The 15,704-nt window shown below is 74.7% G+C and carries 14 protein-coding genes; 9 read left to right on the top strand and 5 right to left on the bottom strand.

The features are described 5' to 3' along the window. Positions 1 to 23 precede the first annotated feature (23 nt). From E7Z53_RS02400 to E7Z53_RS02380, 5 genes are all read left to right on the top strand, one after another. Positions 24 to 488, top strand: a complete 465-nt coding sequence (locus tag E7Z53_RS02400; protein WP_176337087.1) for an ester cyclase — start codon at positions 24 to 26, stop codon at positions 486 to 488. 23 nt (positions 489 to 511) lie between these two features. Further along, a complete protein-coding gene (locus tag E7Z53_RS02395) occupies positions 512 to 1,252 on the top strand; it encodes an alpha/beta fold hydrolase (RefSeq protein ID WP_035924398.1) in 741 nt (246 codons plus the stop codon). Between the two features lie 185 nt (positions 1,253 to 1,437). Then, positions 1,438 to 2,385, top strand: a complete 948-nt coding sequence (locus E7Z53_RS19940) for a helix-turn-helix transcriptional regulator (RefSeq protein WP_017835039.1) — start codon at positions 1,438 to 1,440, stop codon at positions 2,383 to 2,385. Positions 2,386 to 2,431: 46 nt separating this feature from the next. Next, a complete protein-coding gene (locus E7Z53_RS02385) occupies positions 2,432 to 3,469 on the top strand; it encodes a zinc-binding dehydrogenase (RefSeq protein ID WP_035924400.1) in 1,038 nt (345 codons plus the stop codon). A gap of 493 nt (positions 3,470 to 3,962) precedes the next feature. Then, a complete protein-coding gene (locus tag E7Z53_RS02380) occupies positions 3,963 to 4,709 on the top strand; it encodes a gamma-glutamyl-gamma-aminobutyrate hydrolase family protein (protein ID WP_176337086.1) in 747 nt (248 codons plus the stop codon). A gap of 117 nt (positions 4,710 to 4,826) precedes the next feature. Here the strand turns inward: E7Z53_RS02380 and E7Z53_RS02375 are convergent, their stop codons facing one another. Further along, positions 4,827 to 5,546 carry an alpha/beta hydrolase gene (locus E7Z53_RS02375; RefSeq protein WP_035924408.1) on the bottom strand — a complete coding sequence of 240 codons (720 nt, stop codon included), beginning with the start codon at positions 5,544 to 5,546 and terminating at the stop codon, positions 4,827 to 4,829. 207 nt (positions 5,547 to 5,753) lie between these two features. Here E7Z53_RS02375 and E7Z53_RS02370 point away from each other — a divergent pair, with 207 nt between their 5' ends. Continuing rightward, positions 5,754 to 6,863 carry a DUF808 domain-containing protein gene (locus E7Z53_RS02370; protein WP_176337085.1) on the top strand — a complete coding sequence of 370 codons (1,110 nt, stop codon included), beginning with the start codon at positions 5,754 to 5,756 and terminating at the stop codon, positions 6,861 to 6,863. A gap of 21 nt (positions 6,864 to 6,884) precedes the next feature. On the opposite strand, the gene E7Z53_RS02365 is transcribed toward E7Z53_RS02370, so the two are convergent. Both E7Z53_RS02365 and E7Z53_RS02360 read right to left on the bottom strand, forming a co-directional pair. Beyond that, positions 6,885 to 8,873, bottom strand: coding sequence for a vWA domain-containing protein (locus tag E7Z53_RS02365; protein ID WP_035924414.1), 1,989 nt, complete (start codon positions 8,871 to 8,873; stop codon positions 6,885 to 6,887). A gap of 70 nt (positions 8,874 to 8,943) precedes the next feature. Beyond that, on the bottom strand, positions 8,944 to 10,359 hold the full coding sequence (locus E7Z53_RS02360; protein ID WP_035924417.1) for a sigma 54-interacting transcriptional regulator: 1,416 nt from the start codon (positions 10,357 to 10,359) through the stop codon (positions 8,944 to 8,946). Positions 10,360 to 10,489: 130 nt separating this feature from the next. Here E7Z53_RS02360 and E7Z53_RS02355 point away from each other — a divergent pair, with 130 nt between their 5' ends. Both E7Z53_RS02355 and E7Z53_RS02350 read left to right on the top strand, forming a co-directional pair. After that, positions 10,490 to 11,134, top strand: a complete 645-nt coding sequence (locus E7Z53_RS02355) for an MSMEG_4193 family putative phosphomutase (protein WP_017835026.1) — start codon at positions 10,490 to 10,492, stop codon at positions 11,132 to 11,134. A gap of 10 nt (positions 11,135 to 11,144) precedes the next feature. Further along, entirely contained in the window at positions 11,145 to 11,840 is a 696-nt protein-coding gene (locus E7Z53_RS02350; protein ID WP_176337084.1) for an SCO1664 family protein, read from the top strand. Here E7Z53_RS02350 and E7Z53_RS02345 read toward each other — a convergent pair. Both E7Z53_RS02345 and E7Z53_RS02340 read right to left on the bottom strand, forming a co-directional pair. Then, the gene (locus tag E7Z53_RS02345) at positions 11,837 to 12,811 is read right to left on the bottom strand and encodes a helix-turn-helix transcriptional regulator (RefSeq protein ID WP_052132775.1); all 975 of its coding nucleotides are present in this window, start codon (positions 12,809 to 12,811) and stop codon (positions 11,837 to 11,839) included. The genes E7Z53_RS02350 and E7Z53_RS02345 overlap by 4 nt on opposite strands. 5 nt (positions 12,812 to 12,816) lie before the next feature. Continuing rightward, complete coding sequence (locus E7Z53_RS02340; RefSeq protein WP_017835023.1) at positions 12,817 to 13,776, bottom strand: AraC family transcriptional regulator; 960 nt, start codon at positions 13,774 to 13,776, stop codon at positions 12,817 to 12,819. A gap of 231 nt (positions 13,777 to 14,007) precedes the next feature. On the opposite strand from E7Z53_RS02340, the gene E7Z53_RS02335 reads away from it, so the two are divergent. After that, complete coding sequence (locus tag E7Z53_RS02335) at positions 14,008 to 15,696, top strand: ABC-F family ATP-binding cassette domain-containing protein (protein ID WP_052132776.1); 1,689 nt, start codon at positions 14,008 to 14,010, stop codon at positions 15,694 to 15,696. Positions 15,697 to 15,704 lie beyond the last annotated feature (8 nt).

Genomic DNA, 15,704 nt, shown 5'->3' with positions numbered 1-15,704 from the left:
ATCCCGGAGACGAGGAGCCTGCCATGACCGCACCGACCGCAGACACGACGGATCCGGGGATGGATCCCGGAGGGCTCAGCAGGCGGGTGCTCGACGAGCAGGTCGCCGCGATCAACGCTCACGACGTTGCCCGCTTCGTCTCCTTCTACGCCGAGGACGCCGTGGTCGTCGACCCGCAGTACCCCGACCCCCTGCGGGGTCGGGCCGCGATCGAGCGGGACATCACTGACTTCCTGAGGGCCTTCCCGGACCTGGGCATGGAGGTCACGAGCACGGTCGTCGACGGCCCGGTGACCGCGGTCGAGGCGACCATGACCGGCACGCACGACGGACCGCTGGCGTTGCCCACCGGGGACGTTCCCGCGACCGGGCGTCGGCTGCGGTTCCCCATGGCGTTCTTCGATCGGCTGGACGAGGAGGGCCTGATAGTGGAGGCGCGGCGCTACCACGATCTCGCGACCCAGCAGGAACAGCTCGGCCTGAGCTGACCACGCGGACACGGGAGGTGCCCATGCCGAGCATCCACGTCGAGCACTGGGGTGCCGGTCCGCCCGTGCTGCTGGTCCACGGCAGCGTCACCGGCGGGGCGATGACCTGGGACGCCCAGCGCCCCCTGGCCCAGCACTGGCACCTGGTCGTGGTGGACCGGCGCGGCTACTTCCCCAACCCGCCGGTCGAGGTCGAGGACTTCGAGGTCGACGCCGGGGACGTCGCCGAACTGCTCACCGAGCCCATGCACCTGGTCGGGCACTCCTACGGCGGCGTCGTTGCCCTGCTGGCGGCCGCCCAGCGCCCCGGGATGGTCCGGTCCCTGACCGTCAACGAACCGCCGGCCTTCGGCCTGCTGCCCAACGACCCGATCGTGCGCGACTACGCCCGGGGGCTGCGGGAGCTGTGGGACCAGGGCCCGGCCGATCCCACCGCGTTCCTGCACGCGTTCATCGGCTACGTCGGCAGCGCCGTCACCCCGCCGGACCCGCTGCCGCCCGCGCTGCTGCAGAACGCGCAGCTCCTCCGGCACGAACGCCTCACCGACGAGGCCCGGATCCCGCTGGGCGTCTTGCGGGAGACGCCCTTTCCGAAGCTGGTCGTCTCCGGCAGTCACAACCCGGTCTTCGACACCGTCTGCGATGTCCTCGAGCGTGAGCTCGAGGCCGAGCGGGCGGTCGTGCCCGGTGCTGGCCACAGCATTCAGCGCACCGGGGAGCCCTACAACGAGGTGCTCCACCGCTTCCTGGCCGCAGCGCGCTGACGCGAGAAGCAGGCATCCCGGAGGCCGGCTCCTCGTCGCCGTCCGGGGCGAACTGGGCGGCATGGGCGAGCGGGTCGTCGAAGTGTCGGGTCACAATGGTGCGGGCCCTCCGGCAGATCTGGAGAATGGTCCTTCGGAGCAGAGCCCCCGTGGGGTGGGCCCTGGGCGGGAGGCGGTGCTGACTCATGGGTGAGATGTTCCGCCACGAGCTCACGATCCTGGATCCCGAGGTGCTGCCCGCGCTCGGCGAGCGGACCGGCATGCGCTTCGGCTACAGCTCCACCGATCCGGGGTTCTCCTACCGGTTGTCGAGGGCCGGGGACGGCCAGGTCGCCCTGTCGACGGTGCACGTGGGCGGAACGATGTCCCTGTGGGGGGACACCGAGGTCTTCACGGTGGCCCACGTGCGAGGGGTCCGGTACGACTGGCAGATCCGTGCGGAGATCGGCGCCGCGGCTGCGGGCTCATCGGTGCTGTTCCGCCCCGAGCACCCGTCCCTGGTGGTGGCGCAGGACGTCGACGTGACCATGGCGCACCTGCCGGTGGACCTGGTGCAGGCCACGGCCGACACCGTCTACGGCCACGAGACCCCGGTGGACTTCAGCTCGTCCGCCCCGGTCAGCGCCCGGCTCGGCGAGTACTGGGCGGGCCTGGTGCGCCGTGGTGCCGACATGCTGGGGTCGACGGTCTTCGAGGAGCCCATGGTGCGCGCCGACCTGACCCGCCACCTGGCCGTGGGTCTGCTGGAGTGCTTCCCGCTGCTCGGGGACCGGGAGGCGCGGTACCTGTCCATGGAGGCCCAGTCCCGCCGCTACCGGATCGCGGCGCAGTTCTTCGACGACCACGCCTCGGACCCCATCACCGTGGAGGATGCCGCCCGCGCCGCCCGGACGACCACGAAGGTCCTGGTGCGGGCGTTCCGGGCCAACCATCCCCTGGGACTGACCCCGGCCCAGTATCTGCGCCGGACGCGGATGGACGCCGCCCACCGGGACCTGCAGGACGGCGACCCGGCTCGCGGGGACACCGTGAAGGGGATTGCGGCCCGATGGGGCTTCACCCATGCGGGACGCTTCGCGCAGTACTACCGGCAGCTCTACGGGACGACACCGAGCCGCACCCTGGACCGCTGACCGCTGACCGCCGACCGGTGCCGCACGGGCGTGGGAGAGTGGGGGCATGCGCGCAGTGGTGATCGATGCTGTCCGGGGCCGGCCGGAGGTCCGTGACGTCGCCGAGCCCACGGCACCGCCCGACGGGGTGGTCGTCCGGGTCGAGGCCACGGGCCTGTGCCGCAGCGACTGGCACGCCTGGGCCGGGCACGACGAGATCGCGCTGCCCCACGTCCCCGGGCACGAGCTGGCCGGGGTGGTCGTCGCGGTGGGGGCGGGCGTGCGCCGCTGGAGCACCGGGGACCGGGTGACCGTCCCCTTCGTCTGCGGCTGCGGCCGGTGCGAGTGGTGCCGTTCCGGCAACGCGCAGGTCTGCCCCGATCAGCAGCAGCCGGGGTTCACCCACTGGGGATCCTTCGCCGAGTACGTCGCCCTGCACGGGGCCGACACGAACCTCGTGGCCGTCCCCGAGCACGTCGACCTCGCCACCGCGGCCGCGCTGGGGTGCCGGTTCGCCACGGCGTACCGGGCCCTGGCCGACCGGGCGCGCCTCGCCGAGGGGGAGTGGGTCACCGTGGTCGGAGCCGGCGGGGTGGGGCTCAGCGCGGTGATGATCGCCCGGGCACTGGGCGGACGCGTGATCGCGGTCGACCGCAACCCGGAGGCGCTCGCCCTCGCCCGCGAGCTCGGCGCGGAGCACACGCTGCGCGCGGACGGACGCGACGTCCCCGCGGCGGTCGCCGCCCTCACCGGCGGGGGTGGCCACGTCGCCGTCGACGCCGTGGGCAGCGAGCAGACCTGCGCCGATGCGGTCCTCAGCCTGCGCCGGCGGGGCCGGCACGTCCAGATCGGCCTGCTGCCGCCGGTCGAGGGCCACCCGCGCGTGCCGATGGCGCGGGTCATCGGCTGGGAGCTGGACCTGCTCGGCAGCCACGGCATGGCCGCGGCCGACTATCCGGCCATGATGGCGCTCATCGAGCAGGGCGCACTGCAGCCCCAGAAGCTCATCGAGCGCACCATCGGACTCGACGAGGCGGCGGCGCTGCTGCCGGTGTTCGACACCGCGACGGTCGCCGGCATGACGATGATCGATCCGGCGCTGTAGATCCCCTCGGAGGCGGCGAGCGGACCGACCCCGGCGCCGGGGACCACCCGCCGCTGCCCGGGCCCCGTCCCCGCATCCTGACAGCCGATTTTCGTGGATCGTGAAGAATCGGCAATGTTCTTCCGGAAAAGAGGGGTGCACCCCCTTCCGCCTCGGGCAGAGTGATCTGCACCACTCGGGGGACGCGAACTTCCCCGGTGCATCGCGTGAAGGGCGACCGCCGTTCACCCCGGTGTCCGCCGCTCCCATCCCGGTCGGCTCCACCGCCACCGTCCAGCTCCGCAACAACTCACCAGGTGCCCCCGAAAACGCTTCGGGCCTGAACTCCTCCCTCCGATCGCCCCGGCGGCGCCGCGTGCGCCCGCCACCCGGCACGGAGCGAGGACCTCATGATCGAACAGGAGATGACAGCATGAACCGACAGGCCGTTCATCTGAATGCGCACGAGGTGACTCCCGTAGGACTGTGGAGCCTCCGTGCCAAAGCGCCCACCGTGGCGACCGTGGTGTCGCTGAACTTCCCGGGCCTCACCCCGCAGACCCGGGACCTGATGCGCCGCCGCACCCGCACCGCGCTGCAGTGCCTGGTCAACACCGGTGCCCGGCCGATCCTGGTCGACTCCAGTGCCCGGGAGCTGCCCGACCCCGCCGTCACCGCCTCCGCGGACGCGGTGCTGGTGCTCGGAGGGGGGGACGTCGACCCTGCCCTCTACGGGGCGGGCGGGCCCGTGCCGAACGGGTACGGGGTCGACCGGCGCGCCGATCTCTACACCGTGGACCTCCTCGTGCAGAGCCTCGACCGCGACGCCCCGCTGCTGACGATCGGACGGGGGGCCCAGCTGCTCAACCTGACCTGCGGGGGAACTCTCGTCCCCGATCTCGGCACCGGCCACGGACACCGCGGTGCGCCGGGGGACCCGGTGTGCCCCGAGGAGGAGGTCGCCCTGGAGCCCGGGAGCAGGCTGGCCGCCGTCTTCGGCGCCCGGCGGCTCACCGTCCGGTCGGACCACCACCAGGCCATGGGGGTCGTGGCCCCCGAGCTGCGCGTCACCGCCGTGGCCGAGGACGGCGTGGTCGAGGCGACGGAGCACCTGGACCGCACCTGGGCCGTCGGGGTGCAGTGGCACCCGGAGGACTCCCACGGCTCGGCCGCGGACCGGGGGCGGCTGTTCTCCGCGTTCGTGGAGCAGGCCGGGTCCGGGCGGCGCCGCGTCCCCAGGTCGCGAGTGCTGGCGGCGTGAGCCGGTCCGTCTCCGGTCCGCGCCGCGGAGCGCCACGCCGCGGCGCGGACCGGAGGGGCGGCGGCCGGACCTCGGGCGGGTGGACCTGCTCGAGGATGCGTCGTCGGCCGGCGGTCCTCACCGGGCGGCGGGCGGCGTGACGTCCTCCGCCAGGCCGGCCAGCCACGCGGCGCACAGCGCCGGCCAGGCCGCGGGCGCACCGGTGCCGCCGGCCAGTCCGAGACCGTGTGGTCCGCGGGGAAAGACGTGGAGGGCGTGCGGCACGCCCCGGCGCGCCAGCGCTTGGGCCAGCAGGTAGGAGTGCTGCACCGGCACGGACGCGTCGTCGGCGGTGTGCCACACGAAGAAGGGCGGCGCGGCTCGGGTCACCAGCCGGTCGAGGGACGTGGCCGCCCGCACCTCGGCGGCGGGCCCCGGGCCCAGGAGCTCCTCCTGCGACCCCCGGTGCGTGTCGAGCTGCATGGACACCACCGGGTAGCCCAGGACCACGGCGTCGACCCGCTCGGGGCCCGAGACCGGCGCGGTGAGCGCGGCGTGCCCGGCCAGGTGCCCGCCGGCGGAGAACCCCAGCAGGACGACCCGCCCGGCCCCGGCCGCCCTGACCCGGCGCACCTCGGCGCGCACCGCGTCCACGGGGGCGGGGTGCCTGGCGTGCACGGGATAGCGGAGGACGCCGGCGGAGAGGCCGAGGCCGCGGAGCCACTCGGCCACGGGTTCGCCCTCGTGGTCCGCGTGCCGGGCGTACCCGCCGCCGGGGAGGACGACGACGTGCGGAGCGGGCGACGGCGCGGGCGGTCGCGCCCCCGCCGGTCCGGCGGCAGGGTGAACGGGGTCCATGCGGGGTGCCTCCTGGTCGGTGCTACCTGGTCGGGGGTGGACGGTCCGGCGCCGGGCGCACGGCACCGGCTCCGCGGAACGGCAGGACATCGGTGCCCGTTCGTCCCGCGCGGGAGCATCCGGGCGTCCGAGGCCCTACTCTGTCATCATGCTGATCACCACCGCGGCTCCGCCCGCCCCTGTTGAGACCGCGCCGGAGGCCCTCCGATGAGCGGCGGTCTGATGGCCCTGCTGGACGACGTCGCCGCCCTGGCCCGCGTCACCGCCGCCTCCGTGGACGACATCGGCGCGGCGGCGGGCCGGGCGAGCATGAAGGCCGCCGGCGTCGTCGTCGACGACACCGCCGTGACCCCGCAGTACGTCCAGGACGTCTCCCCGGCCCGCGAGCTGCCCATCATCTGGCGCATCACCAAGGGCTCGCTGCGCAACAAGCTCATCTTCATCCTCCCGGTCATCCTGCTGCTGAGCCAGTTCGCGCCGTGGCTGCTCACCCCGATCCTCATGCTCGGCGGCAGCTACCTGTGCTTCGAGGGGGCCGAGAAGATCTGGTCGAAGGTCTCGGGCCACGGGGCCAAGACCAAGACCCCCGTGGTCGAGAAGGGCAAGGACGCGGAGGACGCGATGGTCGGGGGCGCGGTGCGCACCGACCTGATCCTCTCGGCCGAGATCATGGTCATCTCCCTCAACGAGGTGGCCGGCGAGCCGCTGCTCTCGCGGGCGGCCATCCTGGTGGTCGTGGCCATCGGCATCACCGTCCTGGTCTACGGGGTGGTGGCGCTGATCATCCGGATGGACGACTTCGGCCTGCACCTGGCCGGACGGTCCTCCCCGACCACGCAGAAGATCGGCCACGGCCTGGTGAAGGGCATGCCCGGGCTGCTCACGGTCATCTCGGTCGTGGGCACCGCCGCCATGATCTGGGTGGGCGGGCACATCGTCCTCGTCGGCCTCGACGACCTGGGCTGGCACGCCCCGTACGCGGCCGTCCACCACGTGGAGGTGCTCGTGCACGACGCCGTCCCCGGCGGTCTCGGCGCGGCGCTCGCCTGGCTCACGAACACCTTCTTCTCCGCCGTCCTGGGCCTGGCCTGGGGCGCCGTCCTGGTGCTGGTCTGGGAGCTGCTGCCCTTCGGCAAGGGCGAGCACGAGGCCGAGCACGCCGCCCACGGCGCCCACGAGGCGCAGGACGAGCGCCACGGGAAGCACTCCTCGGCGGCGTCCTCCGCGGCGGCGTCCTCGGGGGAGGAGGGCGCGGGACCGTCCGGCCCGTCCGACCCCACCCCGCCGGCCGACGGGGGCTCCACCGCGGCCCGCTGACCGGGCTCGCCGGGAGTCCGCTCAGAGATCGTCGGGGTCCCCGGCGCGGGCGTTGAGGTACTCGTCCAGGACGGCGGAGCCCAGATCCCCCGGGTCCGGCGCCACCACGCGCCCGTCGATCCGCTCGGCCATCCGCCGCAGGAACCGCTCCAGCCCCGGGTCGTCGCCGAGCCGGAAGAACGTCGCCTGGGCCCCCATGCGTCCCAGCCGGTCGAGCTCCTCGACCGTGGCGCGCAGGGTCTCCGGCTCCGTGGGCCAGGAGAACCAGCTCTCGCCGTCGGGCAGCAGGTGCGCCGTGGGCTCCCCGTCGGTGACCACGAGCAGGACGGGCTGCATCGAGGGGTGCTTGCGGAAGAACCGCGTGGCGAGCAGCAGGGCGTGGTGCAGGTTGGTGCCCTGCTCCCGCACCGGCGGCAGCCCCGTGAGCTCGTCGACCGGCAGGGCGCGGGCGTAGCGGCCGAACGCGACGATCTGCAGCTGGTCCCCCCGGAACCGGGTGGAGACGAGGTGGTGGAGCGCGAGCGCCGTGCGCTTCATGGGCACCCAGCGCCCCTCGGCGGCCATGGAGAACGAGGTGTCCACGAGGAGGACGACGGCGGCCTGCGTGCGCGCCTCGGTCTCGGCGACCTCGATGTCGCGGACGTCGAGGCGCAGCCCGCGCCGGACGTCGCCGCCCTCGGCGGCGGTGCGCCGGATCGCGTTGGTGATGGTGCGGGTGGTGTCCCACGGCTCGGCGTCCCCGAACTGCCACTCCCGGGTGGCGCCGGAGGGCTCGCCGGCCGCACCGGCGAGGCGGGTGTCGCGCTGACCGGTCCGGGAGGACAGGTTCTGCGCGGCGTCCCGCATCAGCGCCTTCCCGATCCGGCGCACGGCGCGGGGCGAGAGCCGCAGGTCCCCGTCGGCGCCGCGCTGCAGGTAGCCGCTGTCCCGCATCGCCCGCTCCAGCTCGGCCAGGGTCCGGGCCGAGACCGCGGCGTCCTCGCCCAGCTGCCGTGCGAGCGCGTCGAGGTCCATGTCGTCCAGGTTGGCGCCCCGGTGGTGCTGCGCCAGCTGCTCGGCGAGAGAGTCGAGCTCGGCGATGTCCTGGAGCACGCCCGTCCCGTCGCCGAGGCCCAGGCCGTCCTGGCCCTCGAAGCCCTCCGACCCGCCCCAGTCCTCGCCGGGGCGCAGTCCCTGCAGGTTCGCGTCGAGCCGGCCGAGCTGGTCCATCAGCTCGGGGGAGCCGAACGCCTGGGCGGAGAGCTGCATCAGCTCCTGGCGCTGCTCGGGGGACATGGAGTTGAGCATCCGCTGGGCCGCCGCCGCGCGCTGGGCCAGGGCGTCGATCAGCTCGTCGACCGACTGCGGGTTCTCGGGGAAGTGGTCCCCGTGCTTCGCCATGAAGTCCTGGAAGTCCTCCTCGGTGTCCTCGCCCCGCCCGTGCTTCTCGAGCAGCTCGTTGAGGTCCCGGAGCATCTCGGCCACGGCCTCCCGGTCCGCGTCCGTGGCGTTCTCCAGGGCCTGCTTCATCCCGGCGAAGCGCTGGTCGAGCAGCTCGCGGCCGAGGAGGTCCTTGATCTGCTCGTAGGCCACCCGGGCGGACTCGGACTGCCAGTCGTAGGAGGCGAGCTCGCTGACGGCGGCGGCCGTGGAGCTCGGCAGGCCGTCGAGCTGCATCTCCCGGAAGGAGCGGTCCATCGGGTCCATCCGGGCGTCCCGCAGGAACTGCTCGCGCTCCAGGCGCAGCGCCTTGTCCAGCAGCTTCTTCGCCTCCTCGAGCGTGCCGCCCAGGCCGTGGCGCTTCAGCAGCTCGCGCCGGCGCTGCTGCAGGCGCCGGGACAGGTCGTCCAGGCCGTCGCGGCCGCGGCCGCCCCGCCGGAGGAACTCGCGCAGCGCGTGCTCCGGCGAGTACCCGGCCATGACGTCCTCGGAGACGGCCTCGAGCGCCTCGGAGAGGTCCACCGGCGGGGCCAGCGGATCGGGTCCTCCGGTGTACCGGCCGTACCTCGAGGACCGGTGGTGTGCGGGCATGACGCCCCCTCTGTGTCTTCTCTGTGTCCCGGTGCGGAACCCGGTGCGGGTCCTGGTGCCGGCCGTGCGGTCAGCCGTAGACGGTGCCGGCCTCGTCGGCGTCCTTGGAGATCTTCTGGGCGAGGTAGAGCCCCTCCAGCGCCAGCTCGATCGCGCTGGCGCGCTGGCCCGGCGTGCTCGCGCCGAGGCGTGCGGCGATCTCGTCGTAGGCGGTCGCGGCCCCGTCGTCGTCGGAGGCCGTCAGCTCGGGCAGCCCGGCGAGGAAGTCCTGGGCGGAGACGTCGTCGCCGGTGGACACGGTCGTGCGGCCGTCGAAGGCCTCCACGACCGGGCCGAGGTCGAGACCGCGGAAGCGGCCGCGGACGGTCTCGGCGGTGGCCCGGCGGAGCAGGTGGTCGAGGATCGCGCGCTCGCGGCCCTCCTCGCCGGACTCGAACTCGATCTTGCCGGCCAGGACGTCGGTGGCCGTCTCCATGTCCACCATCCGCGCGACCGCCTCCGCCTCGCCGCGGATCGTGGCGCGGCGCAGCGCCGCGGCCGCGACCGTCTCCGCGCCGGCGATGGCGAAGCGCGCCGACACCCCCGAGCGCTGGTCCACCGCGGAGGACTCCCGCAGGAGGCGGGTGAACCGGGCCAGGGTCTCCAGGATCGTGTCCGGGACCTCGGCGATCAGCTCGGCCTCCTGGCGGATCACGGCGATCTCGTCCTCCAGCTCGAGCGGGTAGTGGGTGCGGATCTCGGCGCCGAACCGGTCCTTGAGCGGCGTGATGATCCGGCCTCGGTTCGTGTAGTCCTCGGGGTTGGCCGTGGCCACCACGAGCACGTCCAGCGGCAGCCGCAGGACGTAGCCGCGGATCTGGATGTCCCGCTCCTCCATCACGTTGAGCATGGCCACCTGGATGCGCTCGGCGAGGTCGGGCAGCTCGTTGATCGCCACGATCCCGCGGTGCGAGCGGGGCACGAGCCCGTAGTGGATGGTCTCCGGGTCCCCGAGCCGCCGGCCCTCGGCCACGCGCATCGGGTCCACGTCCCCGATGAGGTCCGCCACGGACGTGTCCGGGGTGGCGAGCTTCTCGACGTAGCGCTCCGACCGGTGCCGCCAGACCACGGGCAGCTCGTCGCCCTCGAGCAGGATCCGGCGCCGCGACGCCTCGGTCAGCGGCTCCAGGGGGTGCTCGTTGAGCTCCGACCCCTCGATGGCGGGGGACCACTCGTCGAGCAGGCCGGCGAGGGTGCGCAGCAGGCGGGTCTTGCCCTGGCCGCGCTCGCCCAGCAGCACCACGTCGTGGCCGGCGAGCAGGGCCCGCTCGAGCTGCGGCAGGACCGTGCGCCCGAGCCCGTGCAGGCCCGGCCAGGGGTCACCGCCCTCGGCCAGCGTGCGCAGGAGGTTCTCGCGGATCTCCTCGCGCAGCGTCCGGTGGGTCACGCCGGCGGCGCGGAGCTCGCCGAGCGTGCGAATGTCAGGGTGATCGGTGCGATCAGTCACAGCGCCAACCTAACCCCGGCGTCAAGAGGGCGCCCCCGGGCCGGGGCCGGCGTCGTCGCAGGCGGCGCCCGACGACGACGGGCGCGGGGCCCCTGTGGCCCCGGGGCCCCCGCCAGTACGCTGGTGCATCATGGTCACTCGCAAGGCACCACGGAGCACCCTCGTCCTGCTCGTGCGGCACGGGGAGACCCCCACCACGGGCAAGGTCCTGCCGGGGCGGGCCCCCGGCCTGCACCTCTCCGAGCGCGGCCGGGCCCAGGCGGACCGGGTGGCGGAGCGGCTCGCGGGCGTGCGCGTCGACGCCGTGTACACCTCACCGCTCGAGCGCACGCGCGAGACCGCGGCGCCGACCGCGGCCCGGACCGGCCGGGAGGCCGTCGTGGAGCCGGGACTGCTCGAGTGCGACTTCGGGGAGTGGACGGGCGAGGAGCTCTCCCGCCTCTCCCGGCTCAAGGCGTGGTCGACCGTCCAGCGGGCGCCCTCGACCTTCCGCTTCCCCGGCGGCGAGAGCTTCCCCGAGATGCAGGCGCGCACCGTGGGCGCCGTGGACCGGGTGCGCGCCGCCCACGAGGGCGGGGTGGTGGTCTGCTTCTCGCACGCCGACCCCATCAAGGCGGCCCTCGCCCACGCCCTGGGCACGCACCTGGACCTGTTCCAGCGGATCGTGGTCAGCCCGTGCTCCGTCTCGGCGATCTCGTACGCGCCGGGGCAGGCGCCGGCCGTGCTCACCGTGAACTCCACGGACCAGCCGCTGGCCGGCCTGAGGGTGTCGTGAGCGGACGCTGATGGGCGAGCTCGTGCTCCTGACGGAGGGCCGGTTGGAGCTCCTCGGACTGATCCGGGAGAGCAGCAACTCGGCGCTGCTCGTCGAGGTCACGCTCGAGGAGGAGACGGCCCGGGGGATCTACAAGCCGCTCGAGGGCGAGCGGCCGCTGCTCGACTTCCGCCCCGGCCTGCACCGGCGGGAGCGCGCCGCGTACGTGCTGAGCGAGTTCCTGGGCTGGGGCATCGTCCCGCCCACCGTCCTGCGCCAGGACGGCCCGTTCGGCACGGGGTCCCTGCAGCGGTTCGTGGAGCACGACCCCCGGCAGCACTACTTCACCCTCTACGACACCGCCCCCGAGACCCACGACGCCCTGCGCCGGATCGCGCTGTTCGACCTCGTGGCCAACAACGCCGACCGCAAGGGCGGCCACGTGCTGCGGGGCGCCGACGGCCGGATCTGGGGGATCGACCACGGTCTGTGCTTCGCGGCGGCGTTCAAGCTGCGGACCGTCGTCTGGGACTTCTCCGGCGAGCCCGTGCCCCAGGACCTGCTCCGGGACATCGCCCCGCTGGCCGACGACGTCCCCGCCGAGCTCGCCGAGCTCCTCGACGCCGAGGAGGTGGCCGCGCTGCGGCGGCGGGTGCGCCGGCTCCTCGACGAGGCGGTCCTGCCGGTCGACGTCACCGGCCGCCGGATCCCCTGGCCGCTGCTCTAACGGCGCAGGGTGGCGGCCGGGTTCTCGCCGTAGGCCTGCCGGTGGCGGCGCGCGAAGTCGCCGGGGTGGTTCATGCCCCAGCGCCGGGCGATGCCGCGCACGGTGTCGCCGCGGGCCGGGTCGCCCTGCACCAGGTCGTCGTGGGCGGCCACCAGCCGCAGCTCGCGCAGATAGGCCCCCGGCGTGGTCCCGGCGTGGGAGCGGAAGGCCCGGACGAGCTCCACGGTGCTCACCCCCGCGTGGCGGGCGACGTCCTCGACCGTGATCGGCGAGGACGCGGCGGCGTGCAGGAACTCGACCGCGTCCCGGTAGGCCGCCTGCTGCCCGGCGGCCGACGCGCGCCGGGCCACGGGCTCCCCGGCGAGGGCGAACGCCTCCAGGGTCGCCACCGACATCCGCCGCCGCAGATCCGCGCGCAGCAGGGGGAGGGAAGCGACCTCGGGGTCGGCCAGGACCTGCTGCGCGAACGCGAAGGTGCTCCTCCAGTGCCTCTCCCGGGCGGGGGAGTGCGGGCGCGGTCCGTGGAAGGCGACCTCGAGGGTCTCGTCCCCGTGGACCGTCCGGGCGGTCTCCCGCAGCGTGGACCGGTCGATGGTGACCGAGTCGACCAGCAGCTGGTCCACCTCGCCGCAGTACTCCTGGCCCGGCTGCAGCAGGAACACCCCGAGCCCGCTGCCCCTCCGGCCGTCGATGCTCCAGTCGACGCCCCCGGCGCGGGGCACGACGACCGAGAACATGTCGTCGAGCACCATCCGGCCGGCGATGCTGCCGCGGAAGGTGAGCCGGCCCAGTTGGAGGTCGGCGTCGCCCAGCACGTCCTGGCGGTACAGGAAGGACGACTCGTCGGTGATCGTGCCCATGCGCGCACTGGTGTAGATCTGCTGCAGCGCCTCGTTCGCCACCTCCGGGTCGGTGGTCGCCGTGTGCAAGCGGATCGGCGTCCCCGGCGCCCGCTCCGTCTCCTGGGGCATCCCGGTCAGCTCCGCAGGGTGGTGGCGGGGGCCTGGCCGTGCCGGTCCCGGTAGGCGGCGGCGAAGCGGCCGCGGTGGCCGAAGCCCCAGCGCGCGGCCACCGCCTCCACGGTCGAGCCGGTCGTGGGGTCGGCGGCGAGCAGCTCCCGGTGGACGGCGTCGAGCCGGGCGTCGCGCAGGTAGGCCATCGGGGTGGTGTCCAGCTCCCGGCGGAAGGCCGCCTGGAGACCGCGCACGCTCATCCGGGCGGCGGCGGCGATGTCGGCCGGTCCGACGTCCGCGGCCACGTGCTCCTCGATGAAGGCCACCGCCCGCCGCACTCCGGCCGGAGCCGGGCGGGTCTGCCCGGTGGCCGTCCCGCTGCGGTCCAGGAAGCTCCCGGGAAAGGTGTGCAGCAGGACGGTGGCGAGGGAGCGGGCGGCCTCGGAGCGGATCAGGGGGCTGCTCATCGCCCGGGAGTCGGGCAGGAGGTCGCGGGCGAAGTGGGAGACCGTCCCGCGCCAGTACTGGGTCATGGCCGGCGACACCGGGCGGGTCCCCGTGAACTCCAGCCGGAAGCCCTCGTTCCCCAGCAGCCGCCGGGCGTGGTCCTCCACCGCGGCAGGGTCCAGGGACACGGTGGTCGCCTCGAGGTCGTCCCACCAGCTGGTGAAGGTGCGCTGCGGGAACAGGAAGGGCCCGGTGCGGGGGAAGCGGTCGCCGGCGCTGGTGGCGCTCAGCACGCCCGCCGTCACGTGGCACACCCGCAGCACGCCGGCGCCGTCCGTGCGGCCGGTGCACGAGGAGCCCTTCAGCCGGACGCGCTCGTAGGCGACGAAGTCGATCCCGGTCGAGGCCAGGGTCATGTCGAAACTGCCGTCCGGGGAGCGGCGCACGCCCCGGATGGCGAAGACCTCGTCGTGCACCGCGATGCCCTCGGCCGGGTCGCGGGTGCTGAACACGGCCCGCTGCACCTGGGAGTCCATGGTCCGCAGGCTACGCCCGACCGCCGAGGGAGTCGACCGCGGACCGCCGGCGGTCCGCCGGGACCCTTGCCCGCGGCGCCCGCCCGGGCGTACCTTGGTGGGCATGTTCCTGTCCTGATGCCCCGGCCCGCGTCCGCGGCCGGCACCGTCGATCCGAGCCCAGAGGGCTCCGCGCATCCGGTGCCGCACTCGCCCGGCGGGCCCGACCCCCAGCTTCGACAGGACCGCACCGTGACCACCACCGCCCCCTCGGCGGCGACCGCCGCCCCGCACCGTCCCGCCCACCTGCGCCTGGACGGCATCGGTGTCAGCCACCCCGGCCGCCGGGTCCTCACCGACGTGTCCCTGACCGTCGCCGCCGGTGAGCGCACCGGCCTGATCGGGGAGAACGGCGCCGGCAAGACCACCCTGCTGCACGTGGCGGCCGGGCTCCTGGTGCCGGGCACGGGCACCGTGCACCGGCCGGAGCGCACCGGACTGCTGCACCAGGAGCTCGACCTCCCCGCCGCCACCACCCTGGAGCAGGTCGTCGAGCGAGCCGTCCGAGAGGTCCGCGCCCTGGAGCGCCGGCTGGCAGCGCTCGCCGTCGGCATCGCCGCGGCGCCCGACGACCCCGCGACGGCGGACGCCTACGACACCGTGCTCCGGGACGCCGAGCGCCACGGGCTGTGGGCCCTCGACGCCCGCATCGAGACGGTCCTGAGCGGACTCGGACTGGCCCGGCTGCCGAGGAGCCGGGCGGTCGGGGAGCTGTCCGGCGGGCAGCGGCGCCGCCTCGCGCTCGCGGCGCTGCTGCTCGCCCGGCCCACGGCGCTGCTGCTCGACGAGCCGACGAACCACCTCGACGACGACGCCGTCGACTTCCTCGCGGCCGAGCTGGCCGGCTGGCGTGGCCCGGTGCTCCTGGCCAGCCACGACCGGTGGTTCCTGGACGAGGTGGCCACCGGGGTGGTCGACCTCGACCCCGCCCTGGGGCCCGACGAGTCCGCGGGCGGCCCGCCCCGGCAGGGCACGGCGTCCACGGGCGGCTACAGCTCCTACCTCCGGCAGCGGGAGCTCGCCCGCCGCCGCTGGGCCGAGCGCTTCGCCGCCCAGGGGCAGGAGCGGGAGCGGCTGCGGGAGATCGCCGAGGTCTCCGGCCGGGAGATCTTCCACACCACGGCTCCGAAGTCCGAGGGCCGGATCACCCGGAAGTTCTACAGCGACCGCGCCGCCAAGACCATCGGCGGCCGGGTGCGCTCGGCCCGCCACCGGCTGGCCGAGCTCGAGCGCACCGCGGTCGGCGCCCCGCCGGCGCCCCTGCGCTTCGCGGGCTTCCACCGGGGCACGGACACCGGGGCCTGCGCCGACGTCCCGCTGGTCCGGCTCACCGGGGCACGGGTGGACGGACGGCTGGCGCCGACCGACCTCGAGCTGCGCGCCGGGGACCGGCTGCTGGTCGAGGGCCCGAACGGCACCGGGAAGTCGACGCTGCTGGCCGTGCTGGCGGGGGAGCTGCGCGCCGACGGCGGGACCGTGGAGCGGCAGGGCCCCGTCGTCGTCGGCCGCCTGGCCCAGGACGACTCCTGGCCGGACCTGGCGTGCCCGGCCGAGGCGGCCTTCCGCTCCCGGCTGCGGGACGGCAGCGGCGCTCCGACGCTGGAGGAGCTCGGCCTCCTGCGCGCGGACGACGCCTGCCGCCCCCTCGGGGAGCTCTCCCCCGGGCAGCGCCGGAGGGTGGCGCTCGCGGCCCTGGTCGCGGAGCCGGCCCCGCTGCTGCTCCTGGACGAGCCCACCAACCACCTGTCGCTGGCCCTGGCCGAGGAGCTCGAGCGGGCCCTGGAGGACTTCCCGGGCACGGTGGTGCTGGCCACGCACGACCGGTGGGTCCGGCGGCGCTGGCGGGGCCGGGTGCTCCGGGTGCGGTCCGGGACGGACTGACCGCCCGG

Source organism: Kocuria salina (genome assembly GCF_013368965.1).
Classification (GTDB): domain Bacteria; phylum Actinomycetota; class Actinomycetes; order Actinomycetales; family Micrococcaceae; genus Kocuria; species Kocuria rosea.
The sequence above is the reverse complement of the archived record's forward strand: the minus strand, read 5'-3'. Positions and strand labels throughout refer to the sequence as shown.

Bases quoted from the DNA above. Each gene is read 5' to 3' on its own strand.
- E7Z53_RS02400 (WP_176337087.1), top strand. From the start codon at position 24: ATGACCGCACCGACCGCAGACACGACGGATCCGGGGATGGATCCCGGA.
- E7Z53_RS02395 (WP_035924398.1), top strand. From the start codon at position 512: ATGCCGAGCATCCACGTCGAGCACTGGGGTGCCGGTCCGCCCGTGCTG.
- E7Z53_RS19940 (WP_017835039.1), top strand. From the start codon at position 1,438: ATGGGTGAGATGTTCCGCCACGAGCTCACGATCCTGGATCCCGAGGTG.
- E7Z53_RS02385 (WP_035924400.1), top strand. From the start codon at position 2,432: ATGCGCGCAGTGGTGATCGATGCTGTCCGGGGCCGGCCGGAGGTCCGT.
- E7Z53_RS02375 (WP_035924408.1), bottom strand. From the start codon at position 5,546: ATGGACCCCGTTCACCCTGCCGCCGGACCGGCGGGGGCGCGACCGCCC.
- E7Z53_RS02370 (WP_176337085.1), top strand. From the start codon at position 5,754: ATGAGCGGCGGTCTGATGGCCCTGCTGGACGACGTCGCCGCCCTGGCC.
- E7Z53_RS02365 (WP_035924414.1), bottom strand. From the start codon at position 8,873: ATGCCCGCACACCACCGGTCCTCGAGGTACGGCCGGTACACCGGAGGA.
- E7Z53_RS02355 (WP_017835026.1), top strand. From the start codon at position 10,490: ATGGTCACTCGCAAGGCACCACGGAGCACCCTCGTCCTGCTCGTGCGG.
- E7Z53_RS02350 (WP_176337084.1), top strand. From the start codon at position 11,145: ATGGGCGAGCTCGTGCTCCTGACGGAGGGCCGGTTGGAGCTCCTCGGA.
- E7Z53_RS02345 (WP_052132775.1), bottom strand. From the start codon at position 12,811: ATGCCCCAGGAGACGGAGCGGGCGCCGGGGACGCCGATCCGCTTGCAC.
- E7Z53_RS02340 (WP_017835023.1), bottom strand. From the start codon at position 13,776: ATGGACTCCCAGGTGCAGCGGGCCGTGTTCAGCACCCGCGACCCGGCC.